The sequence below is a fragment of the Streptomyces sp. R35 genome (assembly GCF_041053035.1).
Classification (GTDB): Bacteria; Actinomycetota; Actinomycetes; order Streptomycetales; family Streptomycetaceae; genus Streptomyces; species Streptomyces lutosisoli.
Map to the genome: position 1 here is coordinate 10,066,151 of NZ_CP163440.1, position 24,477 is coordinate 10,090,627.

The 24,477-nt window shown below is 70.9% G+C and carries 20 protein-coding genes and 1 pseudogene; 18 read left to right on the top strand and 3 right to left on the bottom strand.

Features of this window, described 5'->3' with window-relative positions; translation table 11 throughout:
- Positions 1 to 23 precede the first annotated feature (23 nt).
- Positions 24 to 2,093, top strand: coding sequence for a SpoIIE family protein phosphatase (locus AB5J50_RS45225; RefSeq protein WP_369264376.1), 2,070 nt, complete (start codon positions 24 to 26; stop codon positions 2,091 to 2,093).
- A 33-nt stretch (positions 2,094 to 2,126) separates the two neighbouring features.
- Here the strand turns inward: AB5J50_RS45225 and AB5J50_RS45230 are convergent.
- Positions 2,127 to 2,210 (bottom strand): annotated as a pseudogene (locus AB5J50_RS45230) (transcriptional regulator); the annotation flags it as partial.
- Between the two features lie 572 nt (positions 2,211 to 2,782).
- On the opposite strand from AB5J50_RS45230, the gene AB5J50_RS45235 reads away from it, so the two are divergent.
- The 5 genes from AB5J50_RS45235 (at position 2,783) to AB5J50_RS45255 (ending at position 4,917) form a co-directional block, all read left to right on the top strand.
- A complete protein-coding gene (locus AB5J50_RS45235) occupies positions 2,783 to 2,941 on the top strand; it encodes a hypothetical protein (RefSeq protein ID WP_369264377.1) in 159 nt (52 codons plus the stop codon).
- A gap of 152 nt (positions 2,942 to 3,093) precedes the next feature.
- Complete coding sequence (panD, locus tag AB5J50_RS45240; protein WP_327433801.1) at positions 3,094 to 3,513, top strand: aspartate 1-decarboxylase; 420 nt, start codon at positions 3,094 to 3,096, stop codon at positions 3,511 to 3,513.
- A 56-nt stretch (positions 3,514 to 3,569) separates the two neighbouring features.
- Positions 3,570 to 3,914, top strand: a complete 345-nt coding sequence (locus AB5J50_RS45245; protein ID WP_369264378.1) for a GNAT family N-acetyltransferase — start codon at positions 3,570 to 3,572, stop codon at positions 3,912 to 3,914.
- Between the two features lie 20 nt (positions 3,915 to 3,934).
- On the top strand, positions 3,935 to 4,612 hold the full coding sequence (locus tag AB5J50_RS45250; protein WP_369264379.1) for an aspartate/glutamate racemase family protein: 678 nt from the start codon (positions 3,935 to 3,937) through the stop codon (positions 4,610 to 4,612).
- A gap of 104 nt (positions 4,613 to 4,716) precedes the next feature.
- Entirely contained in the window at positions 4,717 to 4,917 is a 201-nt protein-coding gene (locus AB5J50_RS45255; protein WP_369264380.1) for a hypothetical protein, read from the top strand.
- Positions 4,918 to 5,010: 93 nt separating this feature from the next.
- Here AB5J50_RS45255 and gndA read toward each other — a convergent pair whose 3' ends face one another.
- Positions 5,011 to 6,450, bottom strand: coding sequence for an NADP-dependent phosphogluconate dehydrogenase (gene gndA / locus AB5J50_RS45260; RefSeq protein ID WP_369264381.1), 1,440 nt, complete (start codon positions 6,448 to 6,450; stop codon positions 5,011 to 5,013).
- Positions 6,451 to 6,988: 538 nt separating this feature from the next.
- On the opposite strand from gndA, the gene AB5J50_RS45265 reads away from it, so the two are divergent.
- The 6 genes from AB5J50_RS45265 (at position 6,989) to AB5J50_RS45290 (ending at position 14,138) form a co-directional block, all read left to right on the top strand.
- Complete coding sequence (locus AB5J50_RS45265) at positions 6,989 to 8,125, top strand: SagB/ThcOx family dehydrogenase (RefSeq protein WP_369264382.1); 1,137 nt, start codon at positions 6,989 to 6,991, stop codon at positions 8,123 to 8,125.
- Positions 8,122 to 9,171, top strand: coding sequence for an alanine racemase (locus AB5J50_RS45270; RefSeq protein ID WP_369264383.1), 1,050 nt, complete (start codon positions 8,122 to 8,124; stop codon positions 9,169 to 9,171). The genes AB5J50_RS45265 and AB5J50_RS45270 overlap by 4 nt, the downstream gene beginning before the upstream one ends.
- Complete coding sequence (locus tag AB5J50_RS45275; protein WP_369264384.1) at positions 9,081 to 10,409, top strand: MFS transporter; 1,329 nt, start codon at positions 9,081 to 9,083, stop codon at positions 10,407 to 10,409. The genes AB5J50_RS45270 and AB5J50_RS45275 overlap by 91 nt, the downstream gene beginning before the upstream one ends.
- A gap of 4 nt (positions 10,410 to 10,413) precedes the next feature.
- Complete coding sequence (locus AB5J50_RS45280; protein WP_369264385.1) at positions 10,414 to 11,697, top strand: PLP-dependent aspartate aminotransferase family protein; 1,284 nt, start codon at positions 10,414 to 10,416, stop codon at positions 11,695 to 11,697.
- Between the two features lie 16 nt (positions 11,698 to 11,713).
- The gene (locus AB5J50_RS45285; RefSeq protein WP_369264386.1) at positions 11,714 to 12,898 is read left to right on the top strand and encodes an OsmC family protein; all 1,185 of its coding nucleotides are present in this window, start codon (positions 11,714 to 11,716) and stop codon (positions 12,896 to 12,898) included.
- Between the two features lie 100 nt (positions 12,899 to 12,998).
- A complete protein-coding gene (locus tag AB5J50_RS45290; protein ID WP_369264387.1) occupies positions 12,999 to 14,138 on the top strand; it encodes a transglycosylase family protein in 1,140 nt (379 codons plus the stop codon).
- Here AB5J50_RS45290 and AB5J50_RS45295 read toward each other — a convergent pair.
- Positions 14,128 to 15,327, bottom strand: coding sequence for a DMT family transporter (locus AB5J50_RS45295; RefSeq protein ID WP_369264388.1), 1,200 nt, complete (start codon positions 15,325 to 15,327; stop codon positions 14,128 to 14,130). The genes AB5J50_RS45290 and AB5J50_RS45295 overlap by 11 nt on opposite strands.
- Before the next feature lie 210 nt (positions 15,328 to 15,537).
- Here AB5J50_RS45295 and AB5J50_RS45300 point away from each other — a divergent pair, with 210 nt between their 5' ends.
- From AB5J50_RS45300 to AB5J50_RS45325, 6 genes are all read left to right on the top strand, one after another.
- On the top strand, positions 15,538 to 16,287 hold the full coding sequence (locus AB5J50_RS45300) for a (2Fe-2S)-binding protein (RefSeq protein ID WP_369264389.1): 750 nt from the start codon (positions 15,538 to 15,540) through the stop codon (positions 16,285 to 16,287).
- A gap of 85 nt (positions 16,288 to 16,372) precedes the next feature.
- Positions 16,373 to 17,524, top strand: a complete 1,152-nt coding sequence (glgA, locus tag AB5J50_RS45305) for a glycogen synthase (RefSeq protein WP_327435324.1) — start codon at positions 16,373 to 16,375, stop codon at positions 17,522 to 17,524.
- A gap of 80 nt (positions 17,525 to 17,604) precedes the next feature.
- Positions 17,605 to 18,825 (top strand): glucose-1-phosphate adenylyltransferase, encoded by a 1,221-nt coding sequence (gene glgC / locus AB5J50_RS45310; protein ID WP_369264390.1) that lies wholly within the window; start codon positions 17,605 to 17,607, stop codon positions 18,823 to 18,825.
- A gap of 167 nt (positions 18,826 to 18,992) precedes the next feature.
- A complete protein-coding gene (locus AB5J50_RS45315; RefSeq protein WP_369264391.1) occupies positions 18,993 to 21,323 on the top strand; it encodes a GH92 family glycosyl hydrolase in 2,331 nt (776 codons plus the stop codon).
- A gap of 177 nt (positions 21,324 to 21,500) precedes the next feature.
- Positions 21,501 to 22,829 (top strand): wax ester/triacylglycerol synthase family O-acyltransferase, encoded by a 1,329-nt coding sequence (locus tag AB5J50_RS45320; RefSeq protein WP_369264392.1) that lies wholly within the window; start codon positions 21,501 to 21,503, stop codon positions 22,827 to 22,829.
- Between the two features lie 112 nt (positions 22,830 to 22,941).
- Entirely contained in the window at positions 22,942 to 24,456 is a 1,515-nt protein-coding gene (locus AB5J50_RS45325) for an SDR family NAD(P)-dependent oxidoreductase (protein WP_369264393.1), read from the top strand.
- Positions 24,457 to 24,477 lie beyond the last annotated feature (21 nt).

The window sequence follows — 24,477 nt, forward strand, 5'->3', positions numbered from 1 at the left end:
CCGAGCGGGAGGGAAAATGAGGCATGGGTACGACGGACTCCTCCCGAGCAGGCCGCGGCCGGTCGGTGGCAGGTCCTGTAGCGCCGCCCAGTGGCCTGCTCGATCTGCTCAGCGTCGCTGCGGTGGTGCTGAATGCGCAGGGCGAGGTGGTCTTCTGGAGCCCGAAGGCCGAGGAACTGTTCGGCTATACCGCGGCGGAGGCGCTGGGTCAGCACGCGGCTCGGCTGACGGTCCACGAGGAACACCGGGACGCGGTGATCAAGCTGTTCGCCGAGGTCATGGAATCCGGCACCGACTGGGCAGGGGCGTTCCCGATCCGGCACAAGGACGGCAGCACCCGCCTGGTGGAGTTCCGCAACATGCGGCTGCTGGACGACCTCGGTGACGTCTACGCCCTGGGCCTTGTTGCGGACCAGGCCGCTGTGGAGCGGATCGAGCGAGATGCCGCCCTGGCCATGCGTCTGGTGTCCCAGTCCCCGGTTGGGCTGGCCATTCTGGACCCGGAGCTGCGGTACGTGGCCGTGAATCCCGCTCTCGAACGCATCACGGGTCAGTCCGCCGCCGAGCGTCTCGGCCGGCCGGTCGGCGAGGTCCTGACCTTCCTGGACACGGACCCCGAGGCACGTCTGCGCCGTGTCCTGGAGACGGGCGAGTCGGTCGTGGACCGGGACATCGTCTGTTGTCCCCCCGCCGATCCGGACCACGAGCATGCCTGGTCCGTCTCGTACTACCGGCTGGAGGATTCCGGTGGGCGGGTGCTGGGCCTGGCCTACTCCGTCATCGACGTCACCGAGCGTCATCGTGCCGCTGCCGAGGCGGCACAGGCCCGGCAACGGCTGACGCTGATCGCCAGGGCTTCCGCCTCCGTGGGTACCACCCTCGATCTGGAGACGACAGCGCGCGAGCTTGCCGACGTCGTCGTACCGGACCTGGCCGATGTGGCAGCCGTGGACGTACTCGACAGCGCCCTTGACGGCCGGACCGCGCCGTACGCGGGACCCGCCCTCTTCCGCGCACTCGCGGTCAGCGCGGCCCAGTCCACCGAGGCGGTCCGCGCGGCCGACCCACCAGGGGGACTCGCCTCCTACGACAGCGACCGCCTGATCACCCAGTGCGTGCGCACTCGCCAACCGGTACTGGTTCCCCACACCACCCCTCAGGATCTGGAGCGCATCGCCCGACACGGCGAGGCCGCCTCCCTTCTCGCGGCGGCCGGCGTTCACTCCTACCTGGCCGTACCGCTCCTGGCACGGGGCGAAGTCCTCGGCGCTCTCGACCTCAAGCGCACCCGGAACCCTGCACCCTTCGATGACGACGACGCGCTCCTCGCCTGGGAGCTGGCCGCCCGAGCCGCGGTCTGTATCGACAACGCCCGCGGATACCAGGCGCAGCGCCAAGCGGCCCTCACCCTCCAACGCAGTCTGCTTCCGGAGCGCCCATCGCACCTGCCCGGCTTGGAGGTTGCGTGCCGCTACGAGCCGGCCGACGCCACGAGCGAGATCGGTGGCGACTGGTACGACGCCATACCTCTCCAGGGCGACAGAACCGCCCTGGTCGTCGGGGACGTCATGGGCAGCGGCATCAGAGCCGCCGCCACCATGGGGCAACTCCGCAGTGCTGCCCGAGCCTTCGCCGAGCTCGCCCTCGCCCCCGCCGAGGCCCTTCATCACCTGGATCACCTGAGCGAAGGTGTCGAGCAGACCATCACCACCTGCATCTACTGCGTCTACGATCCGCACCATGGCACGTGCGAGATCTGCCTCGCCGGCCACCTGCCCCCGGTCCTGATGCGGCTCGGCCACGCAGCGCAGCTTCTCGACCTTCCCACCGGCGCGCCGCTGGGCGTCGGCGGGGTGCCCTTCGAGGCCGCCACGATCACCTTCCGCCCCGGCGACGAACTGGTCCTCTACACCGACGGCTTGGTCGAAACCCGAAGCGAACCCATCGACGCTCGCCTGGACACCCTCCTCGACACCCTCACAGCGACACGTGGCCACGATCTGGAAGGCACCTGCGACCGCATCCTGGAGATTCTGCGCTCGCCCGGTGGTGAGGACGACGTGGCGCTGCTCATCGCCCGAGCCCGGCCCTGAGCGATCACATTTCGGGAGGCGACCCCAGGAGCCATCCAGGCGCGTGTAGCAGTCGATGCTGATGCCGGCGAGGGTGGCCAGTTCCTCGCGGCGCAGTCCGGGCGTGCGCCGCCATCCGGGCTGCGCCGCGAGCCCGGCTTCCTCTCTGCGATCAGCTCCTTGACCGTGCCGGCGACGTCCTCGGTCGGGACGTCCGTGCCGAGCTTGCCGGTGCTCTTCTCGAACGCGTGCAGCGTCTCGTCGTAGCCGTAGTCCGTGACCCGGATCTTCGTCTCGATGAACACCTCGGCGCGGTCCACTCCGGAGCGGCGCAGTCCTTCGCCGACCTCCCGTTCATTGCAGCCGCTCTCCTGGTCCTCGCGGTCGTGCTCGCCACGGCGCTCATCAACGCGGGGAAGCACGGCGCGGGCTCGCGGGTTGCTGCCGGCTTGGCGGGGGAACGCAGGCCGAAGCAGGTCAGGCATCCGTCGCGATCCACTGACGCGCTCAAGACAAAGAGCGCCCATCGGCACGCCGTGCCGTCCTCTCACCTCCGAGGGCGGCACGGCTGTCGCAGAGGCTCTTCAAGGACCTCCCTGCGCCGGACTGTCGTCGTGTACGAGTCGGCCATCCGACGGCTGGCTCTCGAAAGGAACGCTCGGTGACCTCGGGCTATTCGGGTCGCTCAGAGTGCAAGCAGAGGTGGCACCATGTACTTGCCCACCCAGTCCCCGGACCGCCGTACGCGTGGCTTCGACGGGCAGTACGCCGTGTCCGGTGCCCAGCCGGACGAAGTGTTCCTCCAGGCACTCGACATCGCTTGGAAACGGAAAATGCGCCGAGAACCCATGACGCGCGTGCGCACGTGACTGGAGCGGCGTCAGAAAGGTCAGCAACGGGTCAGTGTGAGTCCTGGAACACCTGGCGACAGCTGACCGGACAGGCGAATCGTTGTAGCCTCCGGAGACCGCCCTTGACCCGCATTCAGCGGGCAGGGAGCAGACAAACCGGGAGCTCTTTCATGCTTCGCACCATGTTCAAGTCCAAGATCCACCGCGCCACGGTCACCCAGGCCGACCTGCACTACGTCGGGTCCGTCACCATCGACGCCGACCTGCTCGACGCCGCCGATCTGCTGCCGGGCGAACTCGTCCACATCGTCGACATCAGCAACGGCGCCCGCCTGGAGACGTACGTCATCGAGGGCGAGCGCGGCTCCGGAGTCATCGGCATCAACGGGGCGGCGGCCCATCTCGTCCATCCCGGAGATCTGGTGATCATCATCAGTTACGCTCAGGTCTCCGATGCCGAGGCGCGGGCGCTGCGGCCGCGGGTCGTGCACGTGGACCACGACAACCGGATCGTGGCCCTCGGCGCCGATCCGTCCGAGCCGGTACCGGGCTCGGACCAGGAGCGCAGCCCGCAGGCGGTCACCGTCTGAACCCCGGCCGACGGCGGCCGAGGACGCGGCGGACCTGACGACCCGAGGAGTTGTCCATGAGCGACCCAGAGATCCGCGACGACCGGGCGGGCGGTCGCCTGGAGGCGTTCGCCGGGGAGGAAGTCGTCGGCCACATCGCGTACTTCGTCCTCGAAGCGCCCGCCCGCGCCCTCGTCCCCGTGCACACCATCGTGGAACCCGAGCACGAGGGCCAGGGCATCGCGGGCTCCCTCGCCCGTGAGCTGTACGCCATCGCCGCGCGCGAGGGCATCGTGGTCGCGCCGCTGTGTCCGTACGTCGTGAAGTGGGCGGCACGCCACCCCGAGGAGGCGCCGGCGGCCGACCCGCGGCTGCTGGAAGCGGCGGTGGAGTGGCTCAAGGCGCACCCGGGGCGTTTCTGATGGCGGAGAGCCTGCCGGTGATGTCCCGGTTCGAACCGCTCACCCTGCTGCACACCTCGCCGCTGCACGTTCCCGTCTTCGACGCACTGCGCGACGAGGAGCACCAGGGGCTGGAACTGCGGCACGTGGTGGTCGAGGAACTGCTGGCCCGGGCCCGGCGCGAGGGTCCCGAAGCGGTGGCCGACGAGGTACGGGCGCTGCTCGACCAGGCCGTCGCGGAGGGAGCCGGGGCCGTGCTGTGCACCTGCTCGACGATCGGCGATGTGGCGGAGCGGGCCGGTGCCGGGGCGGTGCCCGTGCTCCGCGTGGACCGCCCGATGGCCGCCGCCGCGGTGGCCCTGGGCCCGCGCGTCGTCGTCCTCGCGACGGTGGAGAGCACCCTGGAGCCGACCGTCGCCCTCGTCGAGGAGGAGGCCCGGAGCGCCGGCCGCCCGGTCGGCATCCGTACGGTGCTGGTCGAGGGCGCATGGGCGCTCTTCGAAGCGGGCGACATCGACGGCTCCGCCCACGTCGTGGCGGCCGCCGCCGACGCGGTCACCGACGCCGACGCGATCATCCTCGCCCAGGCGTCCATGACTCCGGCCCAGCGGCTGACCGTGACCTCGACCCCGGTTCTGTCCAGCCCCCGCCTGGGGCTCGCAGCCGGGGCGGAAGCTGCGCGGGACGGTCGGCCGGGCAGGGTGGCGCACGCCCAGTAGGCCCACCTGGCCCGCATCCCTCGCGCGAGGGGGTGAGCCGGTGCGCGGGGGCCGGGTAGCGTGGGACAAGTCCAGGGCCGACGTACGACTGGCTGGAGGACACCATGACGCATCCGATCCCCGACCCGGTGAAGCCGAGCCCCACCCCGGGCCCGGGCCCCGACCGCCCGCAGCCCTTCCCGGAGCCGCCGTTCCCGGACCCGAACCCGGGCCCGGGTCCCTCTCCGGAGCCTGTCCCGCCTCCGTCTCCGATTCCGAAGCCGCCGGGCCCCGACCCGGTTCCGGAGCCGTCGCCCTACTCTTGAGCGGACATCCACGCAGGCATCGGGCGGAGGACGCATCCGGGCCACGGGGCCGACGGGTGACCGCACCGGGTCGCCCATCGGCCCCGCTGCCTGCTAGGAGGACACTTCCGAGCGGTCCCCGCCCCACAGCGTGTGGAACGACCCCTCGCGGTCCGTACGCCGGTATGTGTGCGCGCCGAAGAAGTCCCGCTGCCCCTGGGTGAGGGCGGCGGGCAGGCGCTCGGCGCGCAGGGCGTCGTAGTACGCGAGGGCCGCGGCGAAGCCGGGGGTGGGGACGCCCTGGCGGGTGGCGGCCACCAGGACCTCGCGCCAGTCGTCCTGCGCGGCCGCGATCTCCTGCGCGAACGTGTCGTCGGACAGCAGGCTCGGCAGGTCGGGCCGGGTGTCGTACGCGGCGCGGATGCGGTCGAGGAAGGCCGCCCGGATGATGCAGCCGCCGCGCCAGATGGTGGCGACGGAACCGAGGTCGATGTTCCAGTCGTACTCGTCGCTGCCCGCGGTGATCTCGTGGAAGCCCTGCGTGTACGAGACGATCTTCGACGCGTACAGCGCCTGCTCCACCCGGTCGGCGAACGCCGCCGCCTCGGACTCGCCGAGCGGTGACGCCTTCGGCCCGGCCAGCCCGCGCGAGGCCTCGCGCAGCGCCGCGTGGCCGGACAGGGAGCGGGCGAAGACCGCCTCCGCGATACCGGAGACCGGGACACCGAGGTCGAGGGCGATCTGGACCGTCCAGCGGCCCGTGCCCTTCTGCTCCGCCTCGTCCACCACCACGTCCACGAACGGCTTGCCCGTCGCCGCGTCCACGTGCGACAGGACCTCGGCCGTGATCTCGATCAGGTACGAGTCGAGCCGGCCGGTGTTCCAGGTGCGGAAGATGTCGGCGATCTGCGCGGGGGAGTACCCGGCGACATCGCGCAGCAACTGGTACGCCTCGCCGATCAGCTGCATGTCGGCGTACTCGATGCCGTTGTGGACCATCTTCACGAAGTGCCCGGCGCCGTCGGGGCCCACATGCGTCACGCACGGCGCGCCGTCCGCCGCCTTCGCGGAGATCTTCTCCAGCATCGGACCGAGCGACTGGTACGACTCCGGCGAGCCGCCCGGCATGATGCTCGGCCCGTTCAGCGCGCCCTCCTCACCGCCGGAGACGCCCGTGCCGACGAAGTGGATGCCCTGGTCGCGCAGTGCGCGCTCCCGGCGCCGGGTGTCCGCGAAGTGCGCGTTGCCGCCGTCGATGATCATGTCGCCGGGCTCCAGGAGCGGGGCGAACTCCTGGATCACCGCGTCGGTCGGCTCGCCCGCCTTCACCATGATCACCAGGCGCCGCGGCCGCTCCAGGGCCGCCACGAACTCCTTCGCGGTCTCCGCCGCCACGAACTCGCCCTCGTGGCCGAACTCGTTCACCAGCGCGTTCGTCTTCGCCACGGTGCGGTTGTGCACGGCGACCGTATAGCCGTTGCGTGCGAAGTTGCGGGCGAGATTGCGCCCCATGACCGCGAGTCCCGTGACGCCGATCTGGGCTGTATTGCTCATACGGTTGGCTCCTAAGAGGTCCTGGTAAGAGGTCCTGGTATCGGTGATGCCGGTCGTGCTCGTCCGTACTGCTGGTCCTGCTCGTCAGTATTGCCCCCGGCCATCCTGACGCGTCGGGGAGGTGTACGCAGAAGAACCCCTCGGTGCCTCATCATCCGACGTCACAGGACAGGGGTGATTTTCAGTCACGCCCTTGCTGCCGGTCCGCTGCCGGGCGCCTGCCGGTGCCGCCGTCGCCCCGGCTTCTGTCATGCGCGTATCAGGTGTGTCGGCGTGGTGCGGCGGCCTGGCGGTGCAGGAATCGGCGCATTTCGTCTGCCGCCCAGCTGGCGGGATATCACCCAGCCACTCTGGACGTTTCATAGAGCGTTGAACTACGGTCAGCCGCGCCAGAATTAAGACCTATCGAAGAAATGGAGTCCCCATGTCCGAGGGAATGGAAATGGAATTCGAGGAATCCGCCTTCGACAGCTTGGTCGAGGACGAGTACGCGGTCGCCCAGACCTGTCAGCTTCCTACGGCGGCCTGAGACTCAACGGTGCGACTGCGCATATCACGCCTGTGCGTCTTCACCTGGCGCGACGGGCAGTTGGTCTGCGACGACCCGGTGCGGCGCCGCCAGATGGCACTGAGCTCAGGTGCCCAGCGGCTGCTGCACCGGTTCGCGGACTGGACGGACGTCGAGCGGGCCGAGGACGCGGAGTCCCGCCTGATCGGGCAGCTGCTCGCCGCGCACGTCCTGGTCGAGCAGGGCTCCGCGGAGCACCGCTTCGAGGAGAACCGGGGCCCGTGGGCGCAATGGGGCACCGCGGCCACGTATTACCACCTGGCGAGCCGTAATCCGAGCGACGAGAAATTCACGTCCGCGGCCGAGGACACCGCCTGGCTCGTGGAAAACCTGCCGGACCGCCCACAGCCTTCGGGACTCAAGGAATATCCGGACGCCGAGCGAATTCCGCTGTCCCATGGCGATGACAGTCCGCTCGCGCGGTCGGACCTGGCGCAGGTGCTGCGCGCCCGGCGTTCGACACGGAAATTCGACGCCGGCAAGCCGCTGTCGGAGGGCCAGCTCGCCTCCCTACTGCGTTGGGTCGGTGGCCCACTGCACGAAGTGCGGCCCGAGGGGCTGCGGCCCGCCGTGCTGAAGGCCAGCCCCTCTCCGGGCGCCCTGCACGCCCTGGAGATCTACCCCGTCGTACTGAACGTCACGGGCGTCGCCCCGGGGATCTACCACTACCACTCCGGCGCGCACGCCCTGGAAGCCCTGCGGCCGGGCCCCCTCGACCGCGAGCGGATCACCCACTGGTGCGGTGACCAGACCTATCTGGGTGACACCGGCGTGCTCCTGCTCTACACGGCGGTGCTGGAGCGCACGGCGTGGAAGTACCGGACGGGACGCGTCTACCGCACCCTCTTCATGGAGCTCGGCCACTTCAGCCAGACCGCGTATCTGGTCGGCACCGCCCTCGGTCTCGGCATGCTCTTCACCGCGGCGACGCGCGACGCCGAGATCGAGGACGCCCTCGGCCTCGACTGGACCGAGGAGATCCTGCTCGGCCTGAACGGCGTCGGTATCCCCGCCGAGGACGAAGTCGCCCGGCAACGGGCCATGCTGGCGGGCGGCACCGCCGACTTCTCCTTCGCCGGGGACGCATGGGACGGACGCGACGCGTGAGCGATGACGCGGGGCGCCCGAGCCGTCCCCTCCTGACGGCGTACGTCGATGTCGACCGCCTGGAGCGCAACCTCACCCGCTTCCACGCCCTCGCCGCCGCGCACGGTCCGGCCGTACGGGCCCATGTGAAGGCCCACCGCACCGTGGAGATCGCCCGGCGTCAACTGCGGGCGGGCGCCCGGGGCATCGCGGTGAACCAGGTCGCCCAGGCCCGCGGTTATGTCGCCGCCGGGATCACCGACGTGGTGATCGCGCACCCCTGGCGTGATCCCTGGCGGTGGCGGCTCATCGCGGAGCTGGCTCGCGACTGCCGGGTCGCGGTCCACGTCGACAGCCTGGAGTCCGTCGCCGGGCTCGCCGCCGCCGCGGCATCGGCCGACAGCGTCGTGGGGATCCGCGTACAGCTGGGCACCGGCGACGACATCACCGCCACGGCCGACGACACCCTGGTCGACCTGGCCCGTGCGGCGGCCGCCGCACGCTCCCTGAGCCTCGACGGGATCACCGGATACCAGGCCCTCACCACCGCCGAGTCCGCGCCGGACCGCGAGGCCGTCGGCCGGGCAGCCGCCGAGTACGCCGTACGGAGCGCGGGACTGCTGCGCGCCCACGGGCTCACCTTCCGGACGGTCGCCGTCGGCGGCACCCCCACGGCGGAAGGCGCCATGGCGGTGGAGGGGGTGACCGAGGTGTGCTCCGGTGCCTACGCACTTCAAGACGCCGGGATGGCCGCGATCGGCGTGTGCGCGCCCGAGGACGTTGCCGTGTCCGTGACCGCCGAACCGGGTGCCGGCGACGCCCTGCTCGACGCGTATCCCTACCCGTGGCAGACCCCCGGCGAGCGGATGCCGCGCCCGGGGTCCGGGACGGTTCACCTGCTGCCCCCGCACGTCTGCGCGCTGATGCCGCAGATCGACCACGTGACCGCCCGCGAGCAGAAACGGCCCGACAGCACATGGCACGTACTGAACCAGATGGACGAGCCGGACCGGGCGGCCCGGCCGGCGACGCGGTCACCTCAGGCGGCGCGGACACCCCGGCGGTAACGGCCTCCCGGCTGTCGGTCCTGCGGATCGCGTCCTACCGCTGGTTCTTCCTCGGGCAGTTCACCTCCGCGTTCGGCGACTACGTGGTCGGACCGGCGCTCGCGTTCGCGGTGCTCGATCTCACCGGATCGGTCGGCGACATCGGTCTGGTGCTCGCCGCCCGCACGGTGCCCATCGTGTTGTTCATGCTGGTCGGCGGTGTGCTCGCCGACCGGCTGCCCCGGCATCTGGTGATGATCGGCGCCGATGCGGCCCGTGCGGTGACACAGGCGGTGACCGCCGCGCTGGTGCTGTCCGGGCACGCCGAGATCTGGCAGCTGATGGCCTTGCAGGCCGTGCACGGCACGGCGAGCGCGCTGTTCACCCCGGCCGTCTCCGGCCTCATCCAGCAGACCGTGCCGTCCGCGCAGCTCCAGGCCGCCAACGCGCTGCGCGGCATGGCCCAGTCGGCCGCGATGATCGCGGGCCCGCCGGCCGCGACCCTGCTGGTCGTGACCGCCGGTCCGGGCTGGGCCGTCGGCGCCGACGCCCTCACCTTCGTGGTGAGCGCGGTCTGCCTCAGCCGGCTGCGGCTCAGCCGCACGGAGCGCGTCGGCGGGCCGGCGGCCAGGGACCTGGTGGGCGATCTCCGGGCGGGCTGGCGGGAGTTCACCTCCCGGACCTGGGTGTGGAGTCTGATCTCGGCGGCCTCGCTGACGAACGCCTGCTACGCCGTCTTCATGGTCCTGGGACCGGCCCTGAGCGAGCGTGAACTCGGCGGCCCCGGCGCCTGGGGCGCGATTCTGACGGCCTTCGGAGCCGGTGCGGTGAGCGGCGGGGCGATCACCCTGACGCTGCGACCGCGCCGGCCGCTCAGGTTCGCCGTACTGGCGGTGTCGCTGTTCGCGACTCCCGCACTCGTGATGTCGCAGTCGTCGTCCGCGGTGCCCGTCGCCGTCGCCGCGTTCCTGGGCGGCATCGGCCTGATGGTCTTCAACCCCTTGTGGGAGACGGTGCTCCAGCAGGAGGTGCCGTCCACCGCGCTGTCGAAGGTCAGCGCGTACGAATGGCTCGGCTCCTACGCCGCACAGCCCTTCGGTATGACCCTGGCCGGACCGGCGGCCGCCGTGCTGGGGATCCGGCGCACGCTGCTCGCCGTGGGCCTCTCCCACCTGGCGATCGCGCTCGCCCCACTGGCCGCACGCGATGTACGCGAGCACCAGGTGCCGCGGGCCGTACCCACCGAACGGAAGGACTGACACCATGGCGAGGTCCCAGGGGAATGCCCCGGGCGCGGGGGAGAACCGGCCCTGGACGGACAGTCTTCAGCGCGGCCGGGTCCCCGGCCCGCGGCTGCCCCAGCAGCGAGTGGTGGACGGCACCGGGCCCAGCACCCGCAGTGTGCACGCGGGCACCTATGAGGACCCGATCACCGGGGCGGTGGGCACCCCGGTGTTCCAGAGCACCACGTTCACCTTCACCGAGGACACCTACCAGGCGTTCGACCAGGGGCACATCCGCGACGTGCCGATCTACGGCCGGTACGGCAGCCCCAACCAGTGGTCGGTCCAGGAGAAGATCGCCTCGCTGGAGAACGCCGAGAGCGCCCTGATGTTCTCCTCGGGCATGGCCGCGATCACCACGACCCTGCTCGCGCTCACCAACCGCGGTGGCCACATCGTCAGTTCACGGGACGTGTACGGCGGCACCTTCAATCTGCTGCGCGAGGACATGCACCAGCTCGGCAGGTCCGTGACCTTCACCGACCCCACCGACATGGCCGCCATCCGGGCCGCGGTGCGCGACGACACACAGGTGCTGTTCTTCGAGACGCTCACCAACCCGCTCCTCAAGGCCGTACCCCTGGTGGAACTGGGGGAGCTGGCCCGCGAGCGCGGCCTGCTGCTCATCGTCGACAACACCTTCCTGTCGCCCGTCCACCTGCGGCCGCTGGAGCACGGCGCGCACCTCGTGATCCACAGCGCCACCAAGTACCTCAACGGGCACAGCGACGTGACGGCGGGCGTCGTCGCGGGTTCGCGCAAGTACGTGGACCGGACCTGGTCGCAGCTGCTGAAGTTCGGCGGCTCCCTGGACGCCATGATGTGCTTCCTGCTGGAGCGGGGACTGAAGACCCTGGCCCTGCGGATGCGCCGCCACAGCGAGAACTCCACGGCGCTCGCCGCGTTCCTCGCCGAACACCGCGCGATCCGGGCCGTCCACCATCCGTCGCGCCCCGAGTACCCCTACCGCTGGCTGCACGACATCTGTCCCGACGGCTGGGGCGGCATGGTCGCGTTCGAGCTGCACGGCGGCGACGAGGCGGCCCTGAAACTCCTCGACCGGCTGGAGCTTCCCGTCGTGGCCACCAGCCTCGGCGGTGTGGAGTCACTGGTGAGCCTGCCGTTCAACACCTCCCACAGCTTTCTGACCGCGCGCCAGCGGCGTGAGGTGGGCATCGAACCCGGCCTGGTCCGCTTCTCCGCCGGTATCGAGGACCCCGACGACCTGCTGGCGGACCTCGACCAAGCACTCTCAGGACTGTGACGAAGGGCCCGCAGGCATGCGCAACGGACTGAATATCACCGGAGTCTCGGAGACCGTCCACGAACTCCGCGAGTACCCCGAAGAGGCGATCGCCGACTTCGCCGTCGCCGCGAGCGCCCGCACCGACGACCACGGCGTCTTCCGGGCCAGGGCACAGACCCTGCGCGCCGGCACGATCCGGGTCGCCCGCGACTTCCGCCTGAAACAACGGTCGTTCACCGTCGAAGCCGCCGGCGATCCCACGCCGCACGGCTCGGACGCCGAGGGCATCCCCACACCGTACGAGTCCGCGCTCGCGGCACTCGGCGCCTGCGTGCTGATGACCAAGGTCAACGGCTACACGGCCCGCGGCGTCACCCTCGGCGCGCTGCGCGTCACCGTACGGGCCGACCTCGCGCTCGACACGGACGGGAAGCCGGCCGCGGGCGCAGCCCTGAGCCGCCTCGCGTGGCACTGCGCGCTCGACGGCTACACGTCCACCGACACGGTCACCTCCATCAACCGGCTCGTCACCGCCTTCAGCCCCAACCACCGGGTGTTCCTGGACGCGTCACCGATCACCGTCAGCGCGCGCGTGGAGCGCCCCGACGGCACCACCGTCGACGTCTCGGTCCCCTGGACTCCCGCGGCGGCGGAGGCGGCCGCCGTCTGCCCGGTGGAGGCCGACGTCGTCTGGGAGAACGGCTCCGAGGCGGTCTACCGCACGGCGCTCACCGTGAACGGCGTACGCAGGCAGTCCGCGCCCCTGATCGCGGACCAGCCCAAGCAGCTGGTGGGCATCGACAAGGGCCCCAACTCCCAGGAGATCCTGCTCTCCGCGCTCTGCGGCGAGCTGGCCGCGCTCCTTGAGGAAGAGGCCGCCGCCGACGGCACGGAGCTCCACGACCCGGTCCTGCGCGCCGACGGCCGGATCGACACCCGGGGCATGCTCAACGTCCACCGCGAGATCTCCAGCAGCTTCCACAACCTGGCCATCCGCCTCACCGTCCGCAGCGACGCCCCCGTGGCGCAGCTGAGAGGGGTGCTCTCCCGCGCCCTGTCCCGCGCGGTCCTGCCCGCCACGCTCCTCGCCGAACGCGCCATCACGGTCACCGTGGCGCACGGGGACGAGCCCCAACTGACGTACCACAGCACGGTCGAGGACGCGGAGGGGATCCGTGACGAGGTGACGCGGCGTCAGAGGGAGGCGGCCGCCTCGTAGGTCACGCGAGGGGCACAGCACGACCGATTGCCCTCTTGTCATGGCCTGTTCGCAGCGCTTACTTTTGCCGCTCCTGACGCATGTCGAGGGGGGCTCGCCCATGTCCGTACGCGGTCGGCACCGCCGGTACCAGCCCAACAGGATCAACCGTGCCTCACTCACGTTCACGGCCGGCGGCGCGGGCATCGCCCTCCCGCTCGTCGGCGCCGGTGTCGCCCACGCGGCCGATGTCGGCACCTGGAACAAGGTCGCCGCCTGCGAGTCCAGCGGCAACTGGAGCATCAACACGGGCAACGGCTACTACGGCGGGCTGCAGTTCACCCAGTCCACCTGGGAGGCGTACGGCGGCAAGGTCTACGCCCAGCGCGCGGATCAGGCCACCAAGGACCAGCAGATCGCCATCGCCGAGAAGGTGCTGCGGGGCCAGGGGCCCGGCGCCTGGCCGGTGTGCTCGGTGCGCGCCGGACTGACCAGAGGCGGCGACACCCCCGACATCAGCCCGTCCGGCACCTCGCCCCAGACGACGCAGCGCTCCGTACGGGACGTGAAGCCGCAGACCACGCCCCAGTCGCAGGCGGGCACCGCCGAGATGTACACCGTCGTCCACGGCGACACTCTCTCCGGCATCGCCGACTCCCGGCACGTCCAGGGCGGCTGGGAGCGCCTGTACGCCGCGAACCGCAAGACCGTGGGCTCCGACCCGGACCTGATCCTGCCGGGGCAGCGGCTGAACCTGCGCGGCAAGGCCCAGGCGCCCGTGCACACCCAGAGCGCGCCGGCCTCGACGGAGAAGCCCTCGGCCGACAAGACCTCCTCGGAGAAGACCAAGAAGGCCCCCTCCTTCGTCGCCCCCGTGAACGCGGCGACCGGCACGCCCTACCGTGCCGCCGGTTCGTCCTGGTCGAAGGGCTACCACACGGGTGTCGACTTCCCGGTGCCCACCGGCACGTCCGTGAAGGCGGTCGCGGCCGGTCATGTCGTGAGCGCGGGCTGGGGCGGCTCCTTCGGCTACCAGGTGGTGATCCGGCACGCCGACGGCCGCTACACGCAGTACGGCCACCTGTCCGCGATCTCCGTGAAGGCCGGGCAGAGCGTGGCGGGCGGCCAGCGCATCGGCCGCTCCGGGTCCACGGGCAACAGCACAGGGCCCCATCTGCACTTCGAGGTGCGGACGGGGCCCGGCTTCGGAACCGACATCGACCCGGTGGCCTACCTGAGGGCGGGCGGGGTCAGGATTTGACGCGCGTGCGGTGGTGGTTGACGAACGGCACCGGTAGATAGGGGCCGCCGTACAGGGCGGTGTAGTACGGCAGCTCGTCCTCGGCCACCGTGTCCCGCGACGCGCTCTCCACCGCCGGCGCCCTCGTCGGAGCCGGTACGAAGATGTCGTTGCCGACGGGCTGCCCGGGGAGCCCCGCGAGCAGCTCCGCCTCGGCGGCCGTGAGCGCGGCCAGGTCCGACTCGACCAAGCCGGGCAGCGGGCCCGGACCGGCCGCGTCGGCCACCGGAGCCGATCCGACGGTGACAGGAGCCGGTGCGCCGACGAGATCGCCGGAGTCCGACTCGACCGCGAGCGCGGCGGGTGCGGTCGCCGGCCGCGTGCTGCTGATCCGCTCCGTCGTCAGCAGGATCAGACCGCCCGCCGCGACGACTCCGCAGCCCAGTGCGAGAACGGTGCCGGTCGAGCCGTAGCGGAAGGTTTCGCCGAACATCGTGATGCCTACGGCGGCCGCCACGACGGGGTTCACGACCGTCAGCGTGGCCAGCGGCGCCGCCAGGCCGGCGTCCCGGTAGGAGGCCTGCGAGAGCAGCATGCCGGCCGTCGCGAAGACAGCGATCACGGCGAGGCTGGACAGGTCGGAGAGCGAGACCTGCTGCGACCAGTCCACCGCGACCGTCTTCGTGAACACCGACGACATGCTGAAGGCGATGCCCGCCGCGACCGCGAGGAGCACACTGCGCACGGCCGGGTGCCGGTGCGCGGCGCGGCCCGCCACCATCAGGGCCGCCACCGAGCCGCCCGCCACCACGGCCAGCGCCACCCGCTGGGCGTCGCTCAGGGACTGCGCGTCGGAGGCGCCGACCAGCGACAGCAGGCCCGCGAGGCCCACCGTGGCCATGATCGCGCCGCGCCAGGCGGTCGCCCCGGCCTTGCGGCCGACGAACAGGGCCGCCATGGGAAGGGCGAAGACTATGGTCAGCGCGCCGAGCGGCTGTACGAGGCTCAGCGGGCCGTAGGCGAGGGCCACCACGTGCAGCGACCCGCCGAGCCCGGTCAACCCCACGGCTGCCCACCAGCCCGGCCTGCGCAGCGGTGCGTAGGTCTGGCCGGGGGAGGTCAGGGCGACCTGCTCCTGAACGATTGCTCCGCCCGCGTACGCGACGGCGGAAACGAACGAGAGCAACACGGACAAAGCGAGGGCGCTCATGAGTCCCTCCTCTGCGTACGGCGCGGGCGATCTGCCCGGCGCGGCGAACGGTCGGCTTCCATGCAAACAACTCTGCCCCGCGATTTAGTTCTCGTCGTCGTACCTGAGCAGGCATTGGGTCCTACTGCCGATGGAGTACGAATCGCCCACTGTCCTCCCCAGGGTGGGTTACACAGAGCTCCGACCCGCTGGTGGAATCCCCTAGGGGGCTTGGTACTACTGCTCTTCGTGGACCTCGACCCCGAACTCTCGGCGCTCAACACCCTCGGCGGATTCTTCGTACTACGCACCGGCGTACCGCCGCGCGGCCCGCTGCCGACCCTCGCGCAGGCGTACGGTTCGCCACCGGTTGACACCCACGATGAGGTTTACGCGGATCCGCTAACTTTCCGTGTCCGAAAAGTAACGCAGAGTCTCCATGCGCCGGAATCGCGGATCGCGGCCTCGATCGCGCACCAGGCCCTCGCGGCCCGGCTGTGCTCGATCGCGCTCGGCGCCGCCGCACTGTACGGCCGGCTGCCCGACCTCGATCCGAAACTGCTCCACTGGGATCCGGACGGCAGCGCTCCGGACGATCTGTGGCTGTCCGAGGTGCGCGCCCTGCCCGTCACGGCCGCCGACGAGGTCGTACGAGCCGGTCACCTCGTCCCGCTGGCGGCGGCCCTGCACTCCCGATACCGCGTCTCACCAGGCCTGATGTGGGGCAACGCGGGCTCCGCCCTGGCCGGCGCCGTACGCCAGCTCGACCGCTGGGCGCGGGCCAACAACCGTACGGAGGTGGGCGATCGGGCCCGCGGCCTCGCCTCCGCACTCTTCGCGCACCCCGACCTCTCCGGCACCCTCGACCCCCGCACCCTCCGCCGCCGCAGCTGCTGCCTCTACTACCGCCTGCCCGGCGGCGGACTGTGCGGCGACTGCTGCTTCGACCGCCCGCCGCGGCCCGCACCCCGCCGTTCCTGACGGCCGCGGTCCTCGTGTGCTCTTCCCCAACTGCCCCATCTGAGTGACCATGAGGGACACCAGCCGCTATGACGGGGGGTTCTGTGTGCGCGTGGGACTGCTGACCCGGGAGTACCCGCCGGACGTGTACGGCGGTGCGGGCGTCCATGTCGAGTTCCTCGCACGCGAGTTGCGGGGCCTCACGGACCTGGATGTGCACTGCTGGGGCGAGGGCGCCGCGGGCGGAGTCTTACGCCACCGGCCCTGGCCCACGCTCGACGGCGCCAACGACGCCCTGCGCACCTTCTCCGTGGACCTCTCCATCGCCGCCGCCCTCGAAGGCCGCGAGCTCGTCCACTCGCACACCTGGTACGCCAACCTCGCCGGACACTTCGGCAAGCTCCTGTACGGCATCCCGCACGTCATGACCGCCCACTCGCTGGAGCCGCTGCGCCCCTGGAAGGCCGAGCAGCTCGGCGGCGGCTACGCCCTCTCCAGCTGGGCCGAGCGCACCGCCATCGAGTCCGCGGACGCCGTGATCGCCGTCTCCGGCGCCATGCGCGAGGACATCCTCAGCTGCTACCCGGCCCTGGACCCGGCCAAGGTGCGCGTGGTGCACAACGGCATCGACACCTCCCTGTACCAGCCGGACCACGGCACGGATGTCCTCGACCGCATCGGCCTCGACACCGGCCGCCCCTACGTCCTGTTCGTCGGCCGCATCACCCGCCAGAAGGGCGTGCCCCACCTCCTGCGCGCGGTACGGGACATCGACCCGGCCGTGCAGGTGGTGCTGTGCGCGGGCGCCCCCGACACGCCCGAGATCGACCGGGAGTTCCGCGACCTCTTCCAGGAGCTGAGCCGCGTACGCGAGGGAGTCCACTGGATCCCGCAGATGCTGCCGCGCCCCGACGTCATCCAACTCCTCACCCACGCCGCCGTGTTCGTCTGCCCCTCGGTGTACGAGCCGCTCGGCATCGTCAACCTGGAGGCGATGGCCTGCGGAACGGCCGTGGTGGCCTCGCGGGTCGGCGGGATTCCCGAGGTGGTCGAGGACGGCGTGACGGGTGTCCTCGTGCCCGTCGAGGGCAACTTCGAGGCGAGTCTGGCGCTCGCCCTCGACTCCGTGCTCGCCGACCCCCAGGCCGCCCGGCGGATGGGCGAGGCAGGACGGGAGCGCGCGGTGCGGGAGTTCGGCTGGGACGCGGTGGCCAGGCGGACCGTGCAGCTGTACGAGGAAGTCCTCAAACCGGGGTAACCATCGGACAGGCGTAGTTCAGCGAGGGGGCCGCCCCGGTACAGCGGGCGCGGCTCGACCGGGCGTAGAGGGGCGGCGGTATGCGGCGCGGTGGGCCTTCGGTGCTGGGAATCGTACTTGCGGGTGGAGAGGGCAAGCGTCTGATGCCTCTCACCGCGGACCGCGCGAAACCCGCGGTCACCTTCGGCGGTACGTACCGCCTCGTCGACTTCGTGCTCTCCAACCTCGTCAACGCCGACATCCTGCGCATCTGCGTCCTGACGCAGTACAAGTCGCACTCCCTGGACCGGCATGTGACCACGACCTGGCGGATGTCGAGCCTGCTCGGCAACTACGTCACTCCCGTCCCGGCCCAGCAGCGGCTCGGCCCCCGCTGGTACCTGGGCAGCGCGGACGCGATCCTGCAGTCCCTCAACCTCGTGCACGACGAACGGCCCGACTACATCGCGGTGTTCGGCGCCGACCACGTCTACCGCATGGACCCGCGGCAGATGCTCGCCCAGCACATCGAGGGCGGCGCGGGTGTGACGGTCGCGGGGATACGGGTGCCGCGCGCCGAGTCGTCGTCCTTCGGGGTCATCAGCCCGGGCTCCGACGGCCAGACCGTGCAGGGCTTCCTGGAGAAGCCCGCCGATCCGCCCGGGCTGCCGGACGACCCCGAGTGCGTCTTCGCCTCGATGGGCAACTACATCTTCACCACCAAGGCCCTGGTCGAAGCGCTCCAGCGGGACGCCGAGGACGGGCACTCCGTGCACGACATGGGCGGTTCGATCCTGCCCATGCTCACCGACCGGGGCGAGGCACAGCTGTACGACTTCAGCGACAACCACGTACCCGGCGAGACCACCCGCGACCAGGGCTACTGGCGGGACGTCGGCACCCTCGACGCGTACTACGACGCCCACATGGACCTGATCGCCGAACGCCCCGCCTTCAACCTCTTCAACCGCAGCTGGCCCATCTACACCAGCTCCGGTCAGCTCTCGCCGGCGAGATTCAATGCCGGTGGCATCGCCAGCGAGTCCATCATCAGCGCGGGGTGCCTGATACGGGGGCAGGTCACGAGGTCGGTGCTCTCGCCGGGCGTCGTCGTCGACCCGGGAGCCGTCGTCCAGGGCTCGGTCCTGCAAGACAACGTCAAGATAGGCCGGGGTGCGGTGGTGCGTGGCGCGGTCCTCGACAAGAACGTCGAGGTGCCGCCGGGCGCGACCATCGGCGTCAATCCGGAGCGGGACTCCGACCTCTACACGGTGTCGAAGGGCGGGGTGATCGCGCTGGGCAAGGGCCAGCGCGTCTCGTAGCCGCCGCGCACGGACAACGGCCCCGGTCACCGAGGCCGTTGTCCGCGCGCCTTTCCCGCCTCTTTCATGCCTCTTTTGTCTCCCTTTTCATGTCCCTGCCGGGGAACCAGGGCTCCAGCCCCGACCATGCGGGAAGACATCGATGTCGAACCATCGGAGGCTCCCGCATGAGATGGACCCGGCGCCTGCGCCTGTGCGCGGCCGGGCTGGTGACAGTGTCCGCGCTGTTCGTCCCGCCCACCGCCCAGGCCGCCGAGCCGCGCGACGGCCAACTCACCGATCTGGTCAACCCGTTCATCGGAACGGCGAACGAAGGCAACACCTATCCCGGCGCCGCGGTGCCCTTCGGCATGGTGCAGTTCTCGCCGGACACCGGCCACAAAACCGGCTACGACTACTCCCAGAACCACATCCGCGGCTTCTCCCTCGTCCATCTGTCGGGCGTCGGCTGCGCGCTGGGCGGCGACCTGCCCGTGCTGCCGACGACGGGTGACGTCACCCGGACGGACTACGCCGCGTACCAGGCGGGGTTCAGCCACCACACCGAGAAGGCGAGCCCCGGCTACTACAAGGCCGGCCTGAAGACCGGCATCGACGCCGAGCTGACGGCCACCGCGCGCACCGGCGTGCAGCGCTACACCTTCCCGGCCACGGGCAAGGCCAACGTGCTGCTCAACGCCGGGCAGTCGCTGCACAGGACGGTCTCCACCAAGGTCGAGATCCTCGACGACCGGACCGTGCGCACGGCGATCACGGGCAGCGGCTTCTGCCGGGCGACGAAGCCGTACACCGTGTACACCCTCACCCGTTTCGACCGGCCGTTCACGACCTCCGGAACCTGGAACGGCGACACCGTCACCGAGGGCTCCAAGGAGTCGGTGAGCACGGGGGGCAACGGCGCCTTCGTCCGTTTCGACACGACCAAGGACCGTACCGTCGAGGCGACCACCGCGCTCTCGTACGTGGACGCCGCCGGCGCGGCCGCCAACCTGCGCTCCGAGGGCGGACGTTCGTTCGACGCCATCCGGAGCGAGGCGCGCCGCGCCTGGGAGGACAGGCTCGACGACGTGCGCGTCCAGGGCGGCAGCGACACCTCGCGCCGGACGTTCTACTCGTCGCTCTACCGGTCCTTCCTCGCGCCCAACATCGGCAGCGACGCCGACGGCCGCTACACCGGCTGGGACCAGAAGATCCACCGCGTCCAGGGCTTCACGTACTACCAGAACTGGTCGCTGTGGGACACCTATCGCACCCAGTCGCAGCTCCTGTCCCTGCTCGCGCCGCGCGAGGCGCGGGACATGGCGATCTCCGTCATCAGGATCGGCGAGGAGAGCGGCTGGCTGCCCAAGTGGGGCTACGGCACGGTCGAGACGAACATCATGACCGGCGATCCGGTCACCCCGTTCCTCACCAACGCCTACCAGCAGGGCCTGCTGAAGGGGTACGAGGACCGGGCCTACCGCGTGTTGAAGAAGAACGCCGACGCCGTGCCGCCCGCCGACTCGCCGGCGGTGGGCCGCGAGGCCGACAAGGAGTACATCGCGGACGGTTACGCGCCCTACATCAAGGGCCGTCCGCACGCGAAGCTCGGCGACTCGGACTACGACCACGGCGCGTCCGTGACGCTGGAGTACGCCCTGTCGGACGCGATGCTCGGCGCGATGGCGAGGGATCTGGGTCATGACGCGGACGCCGCGCGCTACGCCGCCCGGGCCCAGAACTACCGCACCGTCTATGACCGTTCGACCGGATTCTTCCGTGCCCGGGATGCCTCCGGTGCCTTCGCCGGACCGGCGGACCCGGCCAAGAGCGTGGGCTTCCACGAGGGCACGTCCTGGCAGTACCAGTGGCTCGTGCCGCAGGACCTGCCGGGCATGGTCGGCCTGATCGGCGGCCGGCGGACGGCCAACGTCCGGCTCGACTCGTTCTTCGCCTACGAGCAGCTGCTCAAGGACCCCGCGAAGACCGCCCGCGAGGTGTGGGTGAACGGCCCGTACGCCTACTACAACGCGGACAAGTACAACCCGGAGAACGAGCCCGACCTCATCGCCCCGTACACCTATCTGTCGACCGGCCAGCCGTGGAAGACGACCGATGTGGTGCATGCCGCGCTGACCCTGTTCACCGACGCGCCGACGGGGATGACCGGCAACGACGACCTGGGCACGATGTCCGCCTGGAATGTGCTCTCGTCCATCGGGATTTTCCCGGTGCAGCCCGGTGACGACACCTGGGGCCTGTCGACGCCCGTCTTCGAGCGCGTCGACCTGACCCTCGACCCGGACTACTACCCGCGCGGCGCGCTGACCGTGATGGCGCCGGGCACCTCGGGCAGCGACCGGTACATCCAGGCGGCCCTGGCCGACGGATTCTCGTACGGTCGTACGTATCTGACGACCGAGGCGCTACGAGGTCTGCGCTCGCTGGCCTTCACGGTCGGCCCCGAGCCGTCCGACTGGGGGACATCCGCCGAGGCCGCGCCACCTGCCCTGAAATGACCGCAGACGGGCTAACGGGCACCTCGGACATCCCTTGAGGCCCTTGAGCCCCGCCCCTTCCGCGAGGGGCGGGACTTAATCTGCTGTTAACTATGCGTAGCTTGATCGTACTTGACCGTAATCGCCTGTCGGCGATTGACTGCTTTCTCACCCGTTTGTCGACGCGAGAGCAAGCCTTTGACTCCTGATCTCCTCGCTCCACTCGACCTGGCCTTCTGGAACATCGAGTCCGCCCAGCACCCCATGCACCTGGGCGCCCTCGGCGTCTTCGAGGCCCACTCGCCCACCGCGGGCGCGCACGCCGCCGACCTGCTCGCGGCCCGCGCGGCCGCCGTTCCCGGGCTGCGTATGCGGATCCGTGACGTGTGGCAGCCGCTCGACCCGTTCGCCTTCGGGAGCGCGGCCCGCGAGCCCGCGCCCGACTTCGAGCCACTCGACCACGTACGGCTGCACGCGCCGACCGCGGACTTCCACACGGTCGCGGGCCGACTGATGGAGCGCCCGCTGGAGCGCGGCCGGCCGCCGTGGGAGGCGCATGTGCTGCCCGGCGAGGACGGCGTGTCGTTCGCCGTGCTCTTCAAGTTCCACCACGCGCTCGCCGACGGGCTGCGGGCACTGATGCTCGCCGCCGCCATCATGGACCCGATGGACATGCCGGAGCCCCGCCCGCGCCCCGCCGAGCCGCCCCGAGGGCTCTTCCCGGACGTCCGCAAGCTTCCGGGCCTGGTCCGCGGCACCCTCTCCGACGTGGGCCGCGCCCTCGACATCGGCACCTCCGTCGCCCGCGCGACCCTGGGCGTGCGGTCCACGCCCGCCCTGACCTCGCAGCCCACCGGCACCCGGCGCACCGCGGGCGTGGCCCTCGACCTCGACGAGGTGCACCGCGTCCGCAAGACCGTCGGCGGCACCGTCAACGACGTCCTGATCGCCGTCGTCGCGGGCGCCCTGCGCCGCTGGCTCGACGAACGCGGCGACGGCAGCGACGGGGTCACCCCCCGTGCCCTGATCCCCGTCTCCAGGCGCCGCCCGCGCACCGCGCATCCCCAGGGCAACCGGCTCTCCGGCTATCTGATACACCTCCCGGTCGACGACCCGGACCCGCTGGGACGGCTGCGTACGGTGCGTACGGCGATGGACCGCAACAAGGACGCGGGGCCCCACCGCGGAGCGGGCGCCGTCGCGCTGCTCGCCGACCACGTACCGCCGCTCGGGCACCGGCTCGGCGGGCCCGTCGTCGGCCAGGCGGCCCGGCTGCTGTTCGACATCCTCGTCACCAGCGTGCCGCTGCCCAGCCTCGGCCTGAAGCTCGGCGGCTGCCCGCTCGCCGAGGTCTATCCGTTCGCCCCGCTGGCCCGCGGGCAGGCGCTGGCGGTGGCCGTCTCGACGTACCGCGGACGCGTCCACTACGGGCTCGTCGCCGACGCGGAGGCCGTGCCGGACCTCGATCTGCTGGCCCGTGCGCTGTCCGAGGAGGTCGAGACGCTGATCATCGCCTGTGGTTCCTGAGGGCCGTTGATCATCTCGGGTTTGGTGCCGCGGACGATTGGTCCGTAAAATTCCGCCTTCGAAAGCGAGCGCGGTTCGAACGCGGCGCACAACCCGAGGAACGGCAACGGCGATGACGGTGACAGAGGACAGCCAGGCGACCCCCGCCGTGGACACGGCAGAGGTCGCGGAGGTCTCGTACGGCCCCGGCATCGACCCGGAGCGGCTGGCGGTCTGCCTCGGCGTGCTCGACGAACTCGAGAAGATCGACGTCGACCACCCCGACGCCATCGCCGTGCGCCGCGCCACCGCGGGCGTCTACCGCACGGTCAAGCAGCGCCGCCGCCAGGAGCGCCGGGCCGCCAAGACCGCCCACGACAGGGCGGTCACGGAGTCCACGGCGACCGGCTCCGCCCAGCGCATCGACGACGAGACCGAGGGCATCCTGCCGTCGTCGGTGACCGAGGAGGGGCAGATCGCGGGGATACTCCAGCGCCCGCGCTCCTGCTACACCTGCAAGACGCGGTACGTCGAGGTCGACTACTTCTACCACCAGCTCTGCCAGGACTGCGCCGCCCTGAACCGCTCCCGCCGCGACGCCCGCGCCGACCTCACCGGCAAGCGCGCGCTGCTCACCGGCGGCCGCGCCAAGATCGGCATGTACATCGCGCTGCGGCTGCTGCGCGACGGTGCGCACACCACGATCACCACGCGGTTCCCCAAGGACGCCATCCGCCGTTTCAAGGCCATGGACGACTCGGCGGACTGGATCCACCGCCTGGAGATCGTCGGCACCGACCTGCGCGACCCGGCCCAGGTCGTGGCCCTGGCCGACCGGATCGCCGAGCAGGGTCCGCTCGACATCCTGATCAACAACGCGACACAGACGGTGCGCCGCCTGCCCTCCGCGTACGCCGCGCTGGTCGAGGGCGAGAGCGCCCCGCTGCCGGCCGGTGAGCTGCCCGCCCACCACGTCATCGGCGCCTTCAACTCCGGCGCGGTCGACGGCCTCGCCGCGCTGCCCCTCGGGACCAGCGGCCTGGACGCACAGAAGGTCGCCGAACTCGCCCTGGTCGCGGGCAACGCCAGCGTCGCCCGGCACCTCGACGGCACCGCCATCGACGCGGGCGGCCTCGTCCCCGACGTCGTCGACACCAACACCTGGGTGCAGACCATCGAGCAGATCTCCCCGGTGGAGCTCCTCGAGACCCAGCTGTGCAACTACACGGCGCCGTTCATCCTGATCAGCAATCTGCGGTCGCTGATGGCCGCGGCCGCGAAGCAGGCGACGAGCGGACGCGCGTACGTCGTGAACGTCTCGGCGATGGAAGGCGTGTTCGGCCGCGGCTACAAGGGCGCGGGGCACCCGAACACGAACGCCGCGAAGGCTGCCATGAACATGGTGACGCGGACCAGCGGCCAGGAGATGTTCCAGACCGACGGCATCCTGATGACCTCGGTGGACACCGGTTGGATCACCGACGAGCGCCCGCACTACGACAAGCTGCGCCTGGCCGACGAGGGCTTCCACGCCCCCCTCGACCTCGTCGACGGCGCGGCCCGCGTCTACGACCCGATCGTCCGCGGCGAGCAGGGCGAGGACCTGTACGGCGTCTTCCTGAAGGACTACGCGCCCGGCAAGTGGTAACCCCGGAGGGTCTCATCGCGC